A 16448-nucleotide genomic window follows, 5' to 3' on the forward strand; every position below is an offset into this window, starting at 1 on the left:
AATGAACACTGATGGCACAACTATTGATTAATCCAATGCCTTTAAGAAAGAGATGCTGTTTTTTTTCGTGTATCAACGGGAGGAATAGCGCAAGGATCTGGACAAATTAATGCCCCTGCCGAAAAGCCTGCAACTGGAATGCCTTCTCTATACATATTCTGTATTCTTCTGCCAACTGCTGTGTCCATTATATAGTTCCTGTATTTTTCTGTTTCGCCTCCTCCAATTATGATTCCTGAACAAAATTCCAATTCCTTAAGAAGACTGGCGGATGGCGAATCAGAGAGTGGAAGATAATAGAAGTCTTCAGCTCCATAGCGCTTTAAATCCCTCGTATATTTGTTCATATAGTCTCGCCAGCCTTCCCTTTTTATAAAAAGGACTGCGGTTCTTTCGAGAGAAAGCTCTGCAAATATTTTTCTTATTGTTTCTCCAAAAGGCGGGCTGCCGCCCATTAAAAATAAGTGCCTGTTTCTTAAGATTATTCTCCACCCATTAAAAATAAAATCCCCGCTTTGTCGGCGGGGGCAATTATACGTTCTAAGTTCCAAAACGTTTGCTAAGCTCTTTGTATTGGTTGGATAATTGAATAAATTCCAGTTTGTTTCCTTCGTCGATGGCTGCATCTACTTTTTTCATTAATCTTTCCTTTTCAGAGTTCAGCAGGATTTCAGAAATCAGCATATCAATGTAAAGGTCAAGGACAAAGGACTCTTTCTGCTGCTTGCGCTTCATGTCGCTAGCTTTCATTAATTCGGTGTATGATTTTTCCTTCATGGAAATCACCCCTGTTGCTTTTTAATATTATATGGAATTTCCCTCTAATATTCAACTGAATATTTTTAATTTTTAGAAAATATTTTTATGGGTGTCGAAATTGTGAACATTTTAGCAACTATTTTCGAAAATTAGTAATTTTTTGATTAATTGGTGCTATGATGGAAAAGCGCGGTAAATTAGATAAGGAGATGAAAAAATGAGAAGCCCAAATACTCACCTAATTGAGGAATACGAAATCAATCCCAATACAATGATTATCCAGCCTCTCCCATATGGCCTAAAAGTATATTCGCAAATTTGGGAGCTTGAAGAAGAATTAACTTCCCCCTTTAAACCCATCGATATTATAAAGAAAGGCTGCAGGTTTTTCGGTTCCAGCTATGAAGGCAGGAAAGAGGGTACACGGCAATTGACTGGAATAACCCATAAGGCTCCGATTACAATTGACCCCACAAACTTCATTTATTTTTTCCCGACAACCTCTCCAACCAACCCTGAATGCATTTGGGTCGCGCAGGCCCATATTCTCTATTACAAGCGGACGGAAGACGGAAATACACAAGTGATTTTCAAAAATAAGCAGAGTTTTAAAATCCCAGTGTCTCATAACACCTTTAATAACCAGCTGCTAAGAACAGCATTGCTAAAAACAACTTTAATAAGCAGGATAGAAGATTCAGAGAGAAAGTCACTTTACTTTTTTAATGGTTCGAGAAGTATGAATGCTTCGGAGAGAGCCGGAGCGTACAGCTCAATAAGGGATTAGAAGGGATATGCCAGAAGCATGCCGGGTTTTCATGCTTCTGCTTTCTGTGTATATTAGAATATTATAAGCAGGCTCTTCCTATTACAACATGACCGATTAATTTGCTTTCAAGTTTTTTCCTGTACCTGATGCATGCCTTTTAAACAGATAGTGCACCATTAGCTCCTGTACTTTGTTGCGTATGCGGGGATTGAAATAGTTATGATGTTCCTCATAGTCTTTGTAGAGAAACATGAACATGGTAAACGCGTCATCCCGTTTGATTTCCTGGACTTTGAGCTGGTTTTTATTCAAATAGCGCTTTACCTCTGAGAGCTCCCTTTGTATGACTTTCATCGTTTCTTCAATTAAATCCAGGTAAGGCTGTTTTAGTTTGAAGGGGCTTTTATTGATCACAATCAAATCGCGGTTCAGTATGGTTAAAACCATCGGCAAGTAGATCGCCTGTTCCATCACATTGCGGTCTTCCTCAGGAATTCTCGTCATAATTTTTCTACTCCCTTAATCAAAAGTTGCCTGCTGCTGCATGAGCAAGTAGGTATATATTAACAGAATATATGTTCTATATTTAATTTTACAGAGGATAGGTTTCTCTTTCAAGAGCCATTATTTGTCGAATAAATTAATTTTTCTTTTTATCACCATCCTTTCCATTCTGCCAAAAAAAGTTTCAGCGATATCCAGAATGAGAAGAAGGGATTTTATTTCTAATGTCGAAATAAGTAGAGCAGCTTAGTTAGGAAGGGTGAAAGCAATGATAAAAAAAAGAGTAATAAAACCTGAAGATCTTTCCATATTAAAATCAGTTGCAGATCCACAGCTATCCTCGAATGGCACCGATTTGGCATATGTGGAAACAAGAATGCTTCAAGAGGAAAATACATACAGTTCCAATTTATTTTACATAAATACCAGCAAAGAGAATAAACCAGTCCAGTGGACTTACGGGAAGCATCGGGATCATTCGCCGCGGTGGTCCCCAAATGGAGAAATGCTTGCATTTGTTTCCGATAGAGGAGAGAAACCGCAGATTTATATTATTAGCAAAACCGGCGGTGAAGCACGGCAGCTGACTCATTGTGCAAATGGAGCCTCAAACCCTGTTTGGTCCCCAGATGGAAAGCGGATTGCCTTTACTATTTCTTTGAAACCAGGCGAAGATGCTCAAGAGAAAGGAAAAGGGAAAATGAAGGATGAAAAACCTCTCCCTCTTGAAATTGATATAATGAAACACAAATCGGATGCTCAAGGGTTTTGGAGCGGCAGATACAGCCAAGTGGCAACTGTGGATATTGACAACGGCGAGTTTGAGCAGCTTACCTCGGGAGAGCATGACTATCAGCTGCAAAGCTGGTCCCCGAATGGAAAATCAATTGCTGTTACAGCTGATTTGAACGAAGATAAAGATTTCTCTTTTGCAAGCCATGTCTTTTTAGTTAATCTGGAAACCAAGGAAATGAAAAAGGTGACAAACGGAAAAGGCTATTTCGGCAGTGTCACATGGTCCCCAGATGGAAGGCAATTGGGAATGTTCGGTCATGAGAGAGAGTATGAAAATGCCACACATACAAAAGTCTGGGTTTATGATCTTGAAACGGAAAATCTGCAGTGTCTGACTGCGGAATCAGATATTTCAGCTGGTGATTTTGCTATCGGAGATTTCCAGCAGGGGGTCGTCACACCAGGAATCCTTTGGTCAGAGGATAGCAGAAGTTTTTATTTCCTTGCTACAGATCATGGTAATACAGTCGTTTATTATGGGTCTATGGAAGGCGAGCTGTACCCTGCATTACTGGATCAGCAGCATGTGTATGGTTTGACTACAGGCGGGTGCATTAATAAAGCAGTTGTTGCTATCAGCAAACCGGCATATCCGGGAGACTTATATTTGCTGGATGTTCCAACGGGAGAATTAATACAGCTGACCAATGTAAATGAAGAGTTTTTGAATGAGGTCGAGGTGGCAGATGCAGATCCGATTCAGTTCAAATCTTCGGATGATTGGGAGCTTCATGGCTGGATCATGAAGCCTATTGGTTTAGAAGAGGGGGTAAAAACACCGCTTGTTGTTGAAATTCATGGAGGGCCGCATGCGATGTATGCCAATTCCTATTTCCATGAATTTCAATGTCTTGCAGCGAAAGGCTATGCCGTCTTATTTATCAACCCGAGAGGAAGCCATGGGTATGGCCAGCATTTTGTTAACGCTGTCAGAGGGGATTATGGCGGCAAGGATTATGAAGATATTATGGATGCAGTAGATTATGCGCTGGAAAGCTTTGATTTTATCGATAAAGACCGGCTTGGTGTGACAGGTGGAAGTTATGGCGGGTTTATGACAAACTGGATTATCGGTCATACGAACCGTTTCAAAGCAGCTGTCACTCAGCGTTCAATCTCCAATTGGATCAGCTTCTATGGTGTAAGCGACATTGGCTTTTACTTTACTGATTGGCAAATCCAAAGTGATTTGAATGATATCGAAAGGCTTTGGAAGTATTCACCGCTCGCTTACGTGAATGAAATGGATACTCCATTGCTTATACTTCACAGCGAAAAAGATTACCGCTGTCCGATTGAACAGGCTGATCAGCTATTTATTGCCTTAAAGCATCGTAAAAAAACAGCCCAATTTGTCCGCTTCCCTGAATCGAACCATGAACTTTCAAGGAGCGGAAAACCGAATCTAAGAATCAGCCGCTTAAACTATATTGCAGGCTGGTTTGATAAGTATCTGTAAAAGATTGCCGCAGGCTTCGGTCTTGCGGCATTTTTAGTTTGATTTTTGCGAATTGACCCAAACTTAAAAGAAGAAAAATTGATATATCAACTAAGGCCAGCGTAAGATCAGCAAATTTCCCAAAAAAGTAACGAAAAGAAAAAGCTGTATATTTCAACGAAAATACCGATACCAACGAAAATAAAATTTCCAATCGGTAAACCGAAACAGCAAAGGTTTTATTTTAAAAATGCCGATAATAATAAAATAATTTGCAAAGAAAGTAATTCAACTGCAAAATAAAAGGTATACAGGATATACCAGCATCGATATCGAAACCTTTTTATAGAAACATCAGTCTAATATATGTGAAGGTCTGGTGGGCACTTTCAAAGCACATCCTGCATTATTAACAGGCAGGCTTAATCATTTTATTGCAAAGAAAGGACTTATTCTTATGAGATCTGATAGATACGAATATAAAAAACAGAAAAAGAAAAGGAAATGGAAATCTGTTCTATTAATTCTTTTTCTATTGTTTGCTGGTACGCTTGGTTATTCTTATTACCAGTTTAAGCAGGGGGTTTCCCAATCAAAAGGCGAAGCAAATATAGAAACTGAGGAATTTGAATTTAACGGAGAAAAAGACAAGTATGGAGGAACGAACATCCTGATTCTTGGAAGTGATGCAAGAGGAAAAGAGAAATCCAGGGCAGATACCATTATGGTTGCGCAATATCATCCTGTTAAGGGGACCTATAAGCTTATTTCTTTTATGAGAGATATGTATGTAGACATTCCGGGCCATGGACAAAATAGAATAAATGCAGCACTTGCTTACGGAGGGCCAGAGCTATTAAGGCAGACGATTAAGGAAAACTTTGATATCGATATAAAATATTATTCAATCGTTGATTTTGAGGGATTTGTCCATTTAATCGATGAAGCTTTCCCAAGAGGAGTAGAAATGAATGTCGAGAAAAAAATGTCTGCCAATATTGGTGTTACGCTTGAACCGGGACTGCAGCGTCTAGATGGAGAGCATCTCCTTGGATATGTCCGATTTAGACAGGATGCTGTCGGCGATTTTGGAAGGGTCGAGCGCCAGCAAAAGGTAATGAAGGAAGTGGCAAGCCAGTTTACAAGCTTTCAGACCATCACGAAGCTCCCAAAGTTAATTGGAGTGGTAACACCTTTTGTTAATACAAATATGGATACGGGAGATATCCTGTACATTGGGAAAGACTTTTTAAGCAAAGATAAACGGAATGTAGAGACCCTCCGTGTTCCAGTTGATGGAACATTTGAAAACCAGAGAATCAATGGGGCAGCAGTATTGGGGATCAATAAAGAGGCAAATAAAGAAGCAATCCATGATTTTCTATCAAAATAAATTTTAAACATTCTTTTTCCCCCGATTAGGTGTAGAATAATAGGGGAAGTGGTAAAACTAGGGTAATTGTCCTTATATGATCATATTTGCACTGGGAAAATTATTATATAGATGTTTGCTGCATATGAACAAGGAGATACTACATGGATTTTGAACTGTTCAAAGATTGGTTTACATTGGAAAATATAATGGATATAATTCAGGAATATCGTTCATTCGGTCCGCTTCCTGGCATCCTGCTTCCTATGCTTGAAGCATTTTTGCCGCTCCTGCCCTTGTTTTTATTTGTTATGGCAAATGCGAGTGCATTCGGTCTTTGGCTTGGATTTTTATATTCCTGGCTGGGTGCTGTTGCGGGAGCGTTAATTGTTTTCTTGCTGGTTAGGAGATACGGACAAAAGAGAATCCTTCGGTTTTTAAAAAAACAACGTCAGGTGCAGAAGCTTATGAAGTGGGTGGAAAAGCATGGATTTGGCCCTTTGTTCATTCTGCTGTGTTTTCCGTTTACTCCATCCGCTATTGTAAATATCGTGGCGGGGCTATCAAATATCAGCATTGCCCAATATATGCTGGCTGTCCTGACGGGAAAAATGGTTATGGTTTTTACCATTAGTTTTGTGGGATATGATATTAAATCATTAATTACTCAGCCTATTCGGACTGCCATCGTTGCTCTGGTCATTTTCATTCTTTGGTATGTCGGCAAAATTATTGAAATAAAGATGAATATGAGCGTAGAAAAAGATCGCACAAAAAAAGAATAACAATTGCAGTAAGCCTTGAGGGAGATGACGTGTGAAGGAAGAATTGAAAAAAGAAGGGGCAGAATGGCTAAAGGCCTTTGCCGTCGGCATCATAATCTTTGCTTTTATACGGACTTTTTTCTTCTCTAATTATGTTGTGGAAGGCGAATCCATGATGCCGACCCTTCAGGATGGCAATAAGCTGATCGTTAATAAAGTTGGCTATCAGGTGGGCGATTTGAATCGTTTTGACGTCATTGTTTTTCACCATAATGATGAAGAGGACTTTGTTAAAAGAATTATCGGGCTTCCAGGAGATAAAATTGAATACCGAAGAGATGAATTGTATATCAATGGGAAGAAAGTGGACGAGCCATATTTGGACAAATATCGGAAAGAAGTAATTGGCGGAAGGCTGACGGGAGATTTTACCCTTCAAGAAATGACGGGAGTCGAAACGGTGCCTGAAGGAAAGCTCTTTGTGATGGGGGATAACCGTCTTGGAAGCTGGGACAGCCGCCATTTTGGATTTATATCAGCAGATCAGGTTGTCGGAAAAGTAAACTTGCGTTATTGGCCGCTGGATGAAATGGATGCTTCTTTTTAAAGAAAAACCTATAATGCACTAAAAGGACTCGATAAAATTCGAGTCCTTTTTTATAATATCAGAATTTATATCCTTTTGAAATTAGATAACTGTCTAGCTCCAGGTGCCTACCCCTTCGAGGTCAGAAGCTTGTCTAGTTCCGGCTCCTAGAGACTCGGGGTCATAAGCCGATTCCTTCCAGAAGGGAAAACACCTTCTTACAGGAACCGTCTTATGCCTGTCGTCCCTGGACAGTCGCCTCCACATTTCGGTTTGTCTAGTTCCGGCTCCTAGAGACTCGGGGTCATAAGCCGATTCCTTCCAGAAGGGAAAACACCTTCCCGCAGGACAAGGAAGGCTTCGTCAGCAAAAACATCGCACGGCCGAAAGCGGCAGCTTTTGGGAGGACGGGGGTCATGCAGACGTTGCCACAGGACGTGGCGCTTTTAGTCTAGGTTCCTTCGTGGTCAAGGCGCCCTGCGCTTTTCTTAGTCGGACTGTGGGGAAAGGGCCACTTCTTTTGATAAAAATTTCCCAAAAACCATGTTCATCAGGAAAAAGGCGAGCAGCAGCTGCAGAACATATTCAAATTGAAGAACCATTACAATAGGCGAGGCAAGACCGGCCCCCGTTAAAAGGATAAATGAATAGAGGGAAAGTGCTTTTGCCCGGTCTGTCCCTGCAATCATGCCAATAAGGGTAATCACTGTAGGAACAAGCAGGGAGATAGAAGACACAAATATTATGGAAAAGGCCATTAAAGCAGTTGTACTGCTGAATACAGCCATGTTAATAATGCTAAATACCCCCAATATTAAACCGAGTTTCATGGTAGAATATATGCCCATCCTCTCGATTAATTTCCCGGTAAACAGAGACAGAACTGCCCCAATTAATCCGAACGCTCTTAATGTAAATAAATCATCCCTGCTTCCCTGAAAAAATCTGCCAATCGCATCGTATAAAGCTACAAAAGAAAAAAGTAAAGTAAAAGCAATCGCGTAGCATTTCAGCAGGCTCCGGTTCTTTAATAATTTCCTCATTATAAAAAGCACAGAAGCCTTTGATTTAGATGGCTGAGAAGTGAGCGGCAGTATTTTGTACGATATAAGGAATAGCACGAAATAACAAAAAGCAAAAAAATAAAATGCATAGCCCCACTCATAATAAAATGTGATAGTGGAGCTGATCAGCTGTCCAAGGATGCCTGCGACAAGAAAACCTGTGTTGATAAAAACAAGAAGCAGTGTGCGGCTTTTAGGGGGAAAAAGATCAAAGGAATAAGCAAATGCAACTGGTGCGAAGCTGCCTAAAGTAAGCCCCTGAATAGACCTCGTGATATATAGCGCCTCTATGCTTGTAGATAGCCCAACCGTAAAAGTGGATAAAGCGGAGGCGAACAATCCCATAATGATTATTTTTCTTCTTCCGAATCTATCGGACGCCGGACCGAAAAACAGCAAGCCAGCCGCATAAAAAAAGGCAAACAGGCTGCCGCCGCCGACAATATCATTTTCTTTCACGTCAAATGAGTCTGCAATGTCACCATAAATAGGGATCAGTGTATAAATATTGCTGGCAACAAAAATGCCTGTTACAGTCAAAATAATAGAAGTTGCCAGTAGTACTTGTTTTGAAATCATCCATATCACCTGCCACCATAATCTATGCATGGATGCCTGTATAGGAAAGTTGTTTATTTACTAGTTTGAAAGACCCCATCCGAAAAATTGAACTGCTTATATGATAAAATAATTCTATAAATGAAATAAAATTAAAGAATACTAGCCAGCAACTTATTGGCAGAGGTTTGCTTTTATTTGAGATGCTTGTTTAATTATAGCTCAAAGTGTTACCCGGCCGGGATGATTGCTGATGGGCGGGGAGCGATGCTTTTTTTGAGGAGGAAAAACATGACCGTACGTTTATTGATAGGCCGTTCAGGTAGCGGCAAAACAGAATACTGCCTGAATGAAATCCGTGATGAACTGCGGTTTAATCCGGATGGCGATCCGATTATTTATTTAGTTCCGGAACAGATGACGTTTCTATCAGAATATAAATTAATTACAACACCAGGATTGGGCGGAATGGTCCGCAGCCAGGTGTATTCCTTCACACGCCTTGCCTGGAGAATACTGCAGGAAACTGGCGGCATGAGCAGATATCATCTAAATAGTGTTGGGATCAGTATGCTGATCCGCAAAATTATTGAAGATAAAAAGGATGAGCTGAGGCTTTTTCAGCGTGCTGCAGATAAAAATGGTTTTATTCAGCAAGTTGAACAGATGATGACAGAGTTTAAGCGTTATTGTGTCAATCCAGATGAACTTGCAGAGAGGCAAAATCAGCTATCATCAGGCGGGAAATCCAGTAAAGCATTGCAGGATAAGCTACATGACCTGGAATTGATTTTTCAAAATTTTGAAGAATCCCTTTCAGGTAAATATACAGATTCTGAAGATTATTTCCGATTGCTTACGGAAAAAGCCTCTCAATCACACTATCTCAACAATGCAGAGATTTATATAGATGGCTTTTACAGCTTTACACCGCAAGAGTATCTAATCTTGGAGCAGCTTATGAAGCAGTGCAAAAAAGTAACGATTACTCTTACGCTTGATCGTCCGTATAGACAGAAGGTTCCCGATGATCTTCATTTATTCAGAATGTCGGGAGAGAACTGCCAGACCATTTATGAAATGGCTTCCCGCAACGGGCTGAATGTGGAAGTAATGAAGCTTCATGATCAAAAAAGATGGAACTCCTATTCTCTAAAGCACCTGGAAGCCCATTTTGACAGCAGGCCGGCTGCCGAATATGCGGGAGAGGCTGATGTACACATTGGACAGGCTGTCAATAGGAGGGCAGAGATCGAAGGGGTTGCCAGAAAAATCAATCAGCTCATACGAAACGAAGGCTATCGCTACAGAGATATCGCTGTGCTTGCAAGGAATGGACAGGATTATCATGACATAATTGAGACTGTGTTCCATGACTATGATATTCCTTATTTCATAGACCAGAAAAGGATCATGCTGAATCACCCTCTTGTGGAGTTAATCCGTTCGACTCTTGAAATTTTCAATGGGAATTGGCGTTATGAACCAATCTTCAGAGCGATTAAGACTGAGCTGATTTTTCCGACCAAATTAAATTCTTCCCGACTGCGCGAACAGATGGACCGGCTTGAAAATTATGTTCTTGCCAATGGCATCCAAGGGGGGAAGTGGACGAAGAAGAAAAGGTGGATATATAGAAGGATCAGAGGACTGGAGTTTGAAGCAGTAGCTCAGACAGACGCCGAAAAGAAAATAGAAGATGAGTTAAATGATCTGCGTGAAATGATCACCGGTCCCATTTTAAGGTTGTCCCGCCGCTTTAAAAAAGCTGACAATGGACGTAAATATTGTGAAGCGCTGTTTTTATACCTTGAAGAACTGAATGTTCCATTCAAGCTTGAACAGTGGAAAACAGCTGAAGAGGAGAAAGGAAATCTTGTTAAGTCAAGGGAACATGGCCAAGCCTGGAATGCCATTATGGAGCTATTGGATCAATATGTTGAAATACTGGGCGAGGATGAAGTCAGTCTCAAGCGTTTTGCTTCGATACTTGATGCTGGAATAGAATCTTTGCGCTTTACGCTTGTTCCGCCTGCTATAGATCAAGTTATGGCAGCTGATCTGGAGAGATCCCGATTAACTGACACTAAAGCGGTTTTTGTTATTGGACTTAATGAGGGAGTACTCCCTGCCAAATTCACAGTGGACGGCGTGCTGGCGGATGAAGACAGGGAAATGCTGCAGGCAAACGGCATGAAGCTAGCCCCCGGAAGCCGCACACGACTACTGGATGAGGAGTTTTTAGCCTATAAAGCTTTTGTCACTCCTTCAGAAAAACTGTTTATCAGCTATCCCCTGGCAAATGAAGAAGGCAAAGCGCTTATGCCATCTCCTTTTATAAAGAAAATGGGAGATCTATTCCCTGACTGCAGACAGCATGCCTTCGTGTCAGATCCGCTAGAGCTGCCTGAAGCAGAACAGCTGGAATATGCAGATAATCTGAATACAGCACTTTCTTATCTTACTTCACAGCTTCAGCTCAAAAAGCGGAACTATCCGATCTATGACTTATGGTGGGATGTTTATAATTATTATCTTAAAAATGAGAAATGGAGAAGTTCTGCATTAAAGGTGCTTTCCAGCTTGAATTATGAAAACCGGACTCAACAGCTAGGTGAGGATATCAGTAAAGAGCTCTATGGTGACCACATTCAGGCAAGTGTATCTAGAATGGAATTATTCCACAGCTGTCCGTTTTCCCATTTTGCACAGCACGGCCTAAGGCTTAGAGAGAGGCAGGTATATCGCCTGGAGGCGCCTGATATCGGGGACCTGTTCCATGCTGCATTAAAATATATTGCTGAAACAGTTATGACCCAAAAGCTTTCGTGGACAGATATGACAAGAGAACAGTGCGAAATACTCGCAAAAGAAGCAGTTGAGATGCTGGCCCCAAAACTGCAAAATGAAATTCTCTTAAGTTCGAATAGGCATCACTATATTAAGAAAAAGCTAGAGCAAATCATTAGCCGTGCATCTTTTGTTATTAGCGAGCATGCTAAATCAAGCGGATTCTCACCAGTTGGGCTTGAGCTTGGATTTGGCCCGAAAGGAGAACTGCCTTCACTTGTATTCCCGCTTAAAAATGGGACAAAAATGGAGCTTATCGGCAGAATTGACAGGGTAGATAAGGCACAGGATACCAGCGGCACCTTTTTAAGAGTCATTGACTATAAGTCGAGTTCCAAAGACTTAAATGTCAGTGAAGTGTACTATGGCATTGCCCTGCAAATGCTCACATACTTGGATATTATTATTGCCCATTCCAATGCTTTGATCGGAACGGAAGCAGATCCGGCAGGAGTCCTTTACTTCCATGTCCATAATCCAATTGTAAATACATCGAAAATGCTGACGCTGGAGGACATTGAGCAGGAACTTTATAAAAAGTTTAAAATGAATGGCCTCATGCTGGGGGATGAAAATGTCATCAGGCTGATGGATCAGACTCTTGAGACAGGTGATTCATCCATCATTTCTGCAGGCTTTAAGAAGGATGGCACACTCTCAAAACGTTCGAAAGTTGCAAGCAAGCAGGAGTTTGACTATTTACGCCGTTATGTAAGGAAAATGTATCGAAATACGGGCAATAGCATCACAGAAGGAAACGTAGAGATTGCTCCTTATAAAATGAAAGAAAAAACACCTTGCACTTTTTGTGCTTATAAATCTGTTTGTCAATTCGACGAATCGCTAGAAACCAATGATTTCAGACTTTTTGCACCTAAGCCTAAAGAAGACGTTATAGAAATCATCAGGAAGGAGGTGGAGGAAGATGAAAATGAAAATGAAAATGATTATACCGCCTAAGCCGGCAGAAGCAACTTGGACAGACGACCAATGGAAAGCAATTATAGCAAAGGGCCAGGATATTCTGGTTGCTGCAGCAGCAGGATCAGGAAAAACTGCTGTTCTCGTTGAAAGGATCATTAATAAGATTATCGCGGTAGAGGATCCCATCAATGTCGATGAACTTCTAGTCGTTACCTTTACCAATGCTTCAGCAGCGGAGATGAGGCATCGAATCGGTGAGGCTCTTGAAAAAGCGATAAATGCCAATCCTAAATCTTCCCACCTCAGAAAACAGGTAAGCTTATTAAATAAGGCATTCATCTCCACTCTGCATTCATTTTGTTTGGAAATGATCAGGAAATATTATTATATGACCGATATTGATCCAGGCTTTCGGATTGCAGATGAAACGGAAGCGCAGCTATTAAGGGATGAAGTTCTCGAGGATTTATTCGAAGAGGAGTACGGCAAGGAGGGCAATGATGCTTTCTTCGCTCTTGTTGATGCATTTACTAATGATAGAAGCGATACAGCCCTACAGGATATAATCCGGGACTTATATGATTTTGCCCGTTCCAATCCATCTCCAAATCAATATCTCGACTCGATTGTAGACATGTATAATGTGGACGGCAATTCAAAGCTTGAACAGCTGCCATTTGTACAATCCCTGTTGAAAGACGTTGATCTTCAATTGAAAGGAGCCAAGCAGCTGCTAGAGCATGGCCTTGAGCTGACCAAGCTTCCGGAAGGACCTGCACCGAGAGCGGAGAACTTTATTGCAGATCTGCATGTGGTGAATACACTTATCGAAGCCAAGAACGATTCATGGTCAACACTTTATGAAGCGATGCAAAAATGGTCATTCGGCAGAGCCAAGACTTGCAAAGGCGATGATTATGATCCAGTTTTAATTGAGAAAGCCAAAAAGCTGAGGGATCAAGCAAAGAAGATTATTTCTGATCTTCAGGAGGAGCTATTTGGACGCCCGCCGGAAAGCTTTATTCGGGACATGGCTGAAATGAAGTCCCATATTGAAACACTGGTTTTGTTAGTGAAAGATTTTTCCGTCCGCTTTGATCAGGTGAAAACAGACAAGGGACTTGTTGATTTCGCTGATCTTGAGCATTATTGCCTTGAAATCCTTTCATCTTCTGGTGAAGATGGACATCTGTTGCCCTCAGAGGCTGCCTTTGCCTGCCGAAATCAGTTTAAAGAGGTTTTGGTTGATGAATACCAGGATACCAATATGGTGCAGGAAGCCATTTTACAATTAGTAACAGCAGACACCGAAAAACACGGCAATCTATTCATGGTTGGAGATGTGAAGCAGTCGATTTACCGGTTTCGCCTGGCTGAGCCTAATTTATTTTTGGGGAAATATACACGTTTTGACCAAAGCGGAGAAGAGACAGGGCTTAGGATTGGCCTGGCACGCAATTTCAGAAGCCGGCAGGAAGTTCTTCATGGCACTAATTATATTTTTAAACAAATCATGGGTGTAACCGTTGGTGAAATTGAATATGATGGAGCGGCTGAGCTCGTAAAAGGAGCTCCTTACTCAGAAGTCCAAGACCATCCGATTGAGCTGGCTATTATTGATCTAGAAGGAAATGAAAAAACCGAACCGCAGCCTGAAGTGACGGAAGACGCCTTCGATAGCGAAGATCTGGCGCAGTCACAGCTTGAAGCAAGGTATATGGCCGCAAAAATAAAAGAAATCATCGCAGAGCGCAAAGAAGTGTACAATCCGAAAACTCAGTCTGGCTGTCCTGCCAAGTACAGGGATATCGTGATACTGCTTCGTTCCATGACATGGGCGCCGCAGATTATGGAGGAATTTAAGCAGCAGGGGATACCTGTCTATGCAAATCTTTCAAGCGGTTACTTTGAGGCAACGGAAGTCGCCATCATGATGTCCCTTTTAAGGGTGATTGATAATCCGTATCAGGATATTCCGCTTGCTTCAGTGCTAAGATCTCCTATTTTGGAATTAACAGAAGAAGAGCTTGCCCAAATTAGAATCCATAATAAAAGAGGATCTTATTACGAAGCGTTGATTTCCTTCTGCCGTAATGAGCCTAATCTTCAGACGGGCGAATTATATGAAAAAGTCCGCCCGTTCTTTGATCAGCTGAAGGAATGGCGTGTGATGGCTCGCCAGGGTTCACTTTCAGAGCTTATATGGCATTTGTATAGAGAGACGCGCTTCTATGATTTCGTTGGCGGCATGCCGGGCGGGAAACAGAGGCAAGCGAATCTCCGGGCATTATATGACAGAGCCAGGCAATATGAAGCGACTTCCTTCAGAGGATTATTCCGCTTCTTGAGATTTATCGAGCGGATGCGTGATAGGGGTGATGACCTGGGCGCTGCCCGTGCACTGGGCGAACAGGAAGACGTGGTTCGCCTTATGACGGTCCACAGCAGCAAGGGTCTAGAGTTTCCATTTGTATTCATAGCAGGGCTCGCCCGTAATTTTAATACGATGGATTTGAAAAAGCCGTACATGCTGGATAAAGAATTCGGATTTGCAGCTAAGTACGTGAATGCTGAAAAAAGGATTTCCTACCCATCTCTTCCGCAAATTGCTTTTAAACGAAAAAAGAAGATGGAAATGCTAGCAGAGGAAATGCGGGTTCTATATGTAGCCTTTACCCGTGCAAAAGAAAAGCTATATCTGGTTTCTTCTGTAAAAAGTGCGGAAAAGAAACTGAATCAATGGCTTCAGACTGCTGAGCATAAAGATTGGCTCCTGAATGAGTTCGATCGGGCTTCAGTGAACAGTTATCTGGACTGGATTGGTCCATCACTGGTCAGACATAAGGATTGTGAAACATTGAGAGGTGAAGGCAATTCATTAAATCCTCTGGTTCCGTCAGAGATAATTGAGCATCCTTCTTGCTGGGATATTGCCATTGTGAAAAGTGAAGAAGCTGCCAGGCTATCATCGGAAACCAACGGTGGTGAAGAAGATCTGCTGAAAATGGTTTATGAAGGCAAAACGATACCAGCTGAATCGGCTTATAAGGAAAAGATTGAGAAACAGCTCTCTTGGAAATATTCTTATAAGCAGGCTGCCCAGCATCGTTCCAAACAATCTGTTTCAGAAGTGAAGCGGCAGAGGGAGATTTTTTCTGAAGAAGACAGTGGAACAGAGTTAATTCGCAAACTAAATAAACCGCTGCTTAGCCGCCCGCGGTTTATGCAGGAAAAAGTACTTTCACCGGCTGAACGGGGAACAGCCATGCATGCGGTCATGCAGCATATTGATTTCAGCAGACCGGCAACAACTGAAACCATTTCTGCCAAATTGGATGAGATGGTTAACAATGAACTGCTTACAGAAGAGCAGCGCGAAAGCATCGATTCTCAAGCGATTGTGCAGTTCTTTGAAAGTGATATTGGACCTAGAATAATTAAGGCATCTGCATCGATTCGAAGAGAAATCCCGTTCAGTTTATCGTTCCCTGCCCGGGAAATCTATTCCGATTGGCAAGGCGAAGACGAACCTGTACTCATTCAGGGGATTGTGGACTGTCTGTTTGAGGATGAAAAGGGTTTGGTGCTCCTGGACTACAAAACAGATGGAATCACCGGCCGATTCAAAGGCGGCTTTGCAGAAGCAAAACCGGTTCTTGAAAACAGATATAAAGTGCAAATTGATATGTATACGCGTGCACTTGAACAAATTCTTAAAAGGAAAGTTAATGAAAGATACCTATTTTTCTTTGACGGAGCCCATACTATTAAGCTGGAACACTAGGAAAACGGCAAGAACTGCACCCCATTGTTAGCCTTGGCTAACAATAAGGGGGCAGTTTTTTATATTTTGGTCTTTTCTATAAATGACCAATCAGCGCCCATAAAAAGTGATCAATCCCGCGTACAACAGTAACCTATGTGCATATATCCTGTCCATGCAAATAAATTACGAATCCGGCATTAATAGTCCCCTTCTTTATTAAGTCTATTATAGGGGATTCTATATGAAAGGTGGATTCCCTTGGGAAAAAAGAGGACAGTAACAGGAACCTGTGAATTATG

General features: G+C 41.6%; 11 protein-coding genes. 7 read left to right on the forward strand and 4 right to left on the reverse strand.

The window, feature by feature from the left end; all coding sequences use genetic code 11:
• Positions 1-41: 41 nt before the first annotated feature.
• Together NCCP133_RS05030 and NCCP133_RS05035 are read right to left on the reverse strand one after the other, a co-directional pair.
• Positions 42-626: a Type 1 glutamine amidotransferase-like domain-containing protein gene (locus NCCP133_RS05030; protein WP_309298033.1), complete on the reverse strand. Its 585-nt coding sequence runs from the start codon at positions 624-626 to the stop codon at positions 42-44.
• Positions 541-777: an IDEAL domain-containing protein gene (locus tag NCCP133_RS05035; protein ID WP_264803843.1), complete on the reverse strand. Its 237-nt coding sequence runs from the start codon at positions 775-777 to the stop codon at positions 541-543. Before NCCP133_RS05035 ends, NCCP133_RS05030 begins: the two co-directional genes overlap by 86 nt.
• Before the next feature lie 199 nt (positions 778-976).
• Between NCCP133_RS05035 and NCCP133_RS05040 the strand changes: the two genes are divergently transcribed.
• Positions 977-1546: a competence protein ComK gene (locus tag NCCP133_RS05040; protein ID WP_264803844.1), complete on the forward strand. Its 570-nt coding sequence runs from the start codon at positions 977-979 to the stop codon at positions 1544-1546.
• Between the two features lie 96 nt (positions 1547-1642).
• Here the strand turns inward: NCCP133_RS05040 and NCCP133_RS05045 are convergent, their stop codons facing one another.
• Complete coding sequence (locus NCCP133_RS05045; protein WP_264803845.1) at positions 1643-2032, reverse strand: hypothetical protein; 390 nt, start codon at positions 2030-2032, stop codon at positions 1643-1645.
• A 268-nt stretch (positions 2033-2300) separates the two neighbouring features.
• Between NCCP133_RS05045 and NCCP133_RS05050 the strand changes: the two genes are divergently transcribed.
• From NCCP133_RS05050 to lepB, 4 genes are all read left to right on the forward strand, one after another.
• Positions 2301-4286, forward strand: coding sequence for an alpha/beta hydrolase family protein (locus NCCP133_RS05050; protein WP_264803846.1), 1986 nt, complete (start codon positions 2301-2303; stop codon positions 4284-4286).
• A gap of 436 nt (positions 4287-4722) precedes the next feature.
• A complete protein-coding gene (locus NCCP133_RS05055) occupies positions 4723-5658 on the forward strand; it encodes an LCP family protein (RefSeq protein WP_264803847.1) in 936 nt (311 codons plus the stop codon).
• Between the two features lie 143 nt (positions 5659-5801).
• Positions 5802-6422, forward strand: a complete 621-nt coding sequence (locus NCCP133_RS05060; RefSeq protein ID WP_264803848.1) for a TVP38/TMEM64 family protein — start codon at positions 5802-5804, stop codon at positions 6420-6422.
• Positions 6423-6453: 31 nt separating this feature from the next.
• Positions 6454-7008, forward strand: a complete 555-nt coding sequence (lepB, locus tag NCCP133_RS05065; protein WP_264803849.1) for a signal peptidase I — start codon at positions 6454-6456, stop codon at positions 7006-7008.
• 467 nt (positions 7009-7475) lie between these two features.
• Here the strand turns inward: lepB and NCCP133_RS05070 are convergent, their stop codons facing one another.
• Complete coding sequence (locus NCCP133_RS05070) at positions 7476-8630, reverse strand: MFS transporter (RefSeq protein ID WP_264803850.1); 1155 nt, start codon at positions 8628-8630, stop codon at positions 7476-7478.
• 270 nt (positions 8631-8900) lie between these two features.
• Here NCCP133_RS05070 and addB point away from each other — a divergent pair, with 270 nt between their 5' ends.
• Both addB and addA read left to right on the forward strand, forming a co-directional pair.
• Positions 8901-12419, forward strand: coding sequence for a helicase-exonuclease AddAB subunit AddB (gene addB, locus NCCP133_RS05075; protein ID WP_264803851.1), 3519 nt, complete (start codon positions 8901-8903; stop codon positions 12417-12419).
• Positions 12391-16167: a helicase-exonuclease AddAB subunit AddA gene (gene addA / locus NCCP133_RS05080; RefSeq protein WP_264803977.1), complete on the forward strand. Its 3777-nt coding sequence runs from the start codon at positions 12391-12393 to the stop codon at positions 16165-16167. Before addB ends, addA begins: the two co-directional genes overlap by 29 nt.
• Positions 16168-16448 lie beyond the last annotated feature (281 nt).

The sequence above is a fragment of the Cytobacillus sp. NCCP-133 genome, assembly GCF_026011715.1.
In the GTDB taxonomy this organism is placed as follows: Bacteria; Bacillota; Bacilli; order Bacillales; family Cytobacillaceae; genus Cytobacillus.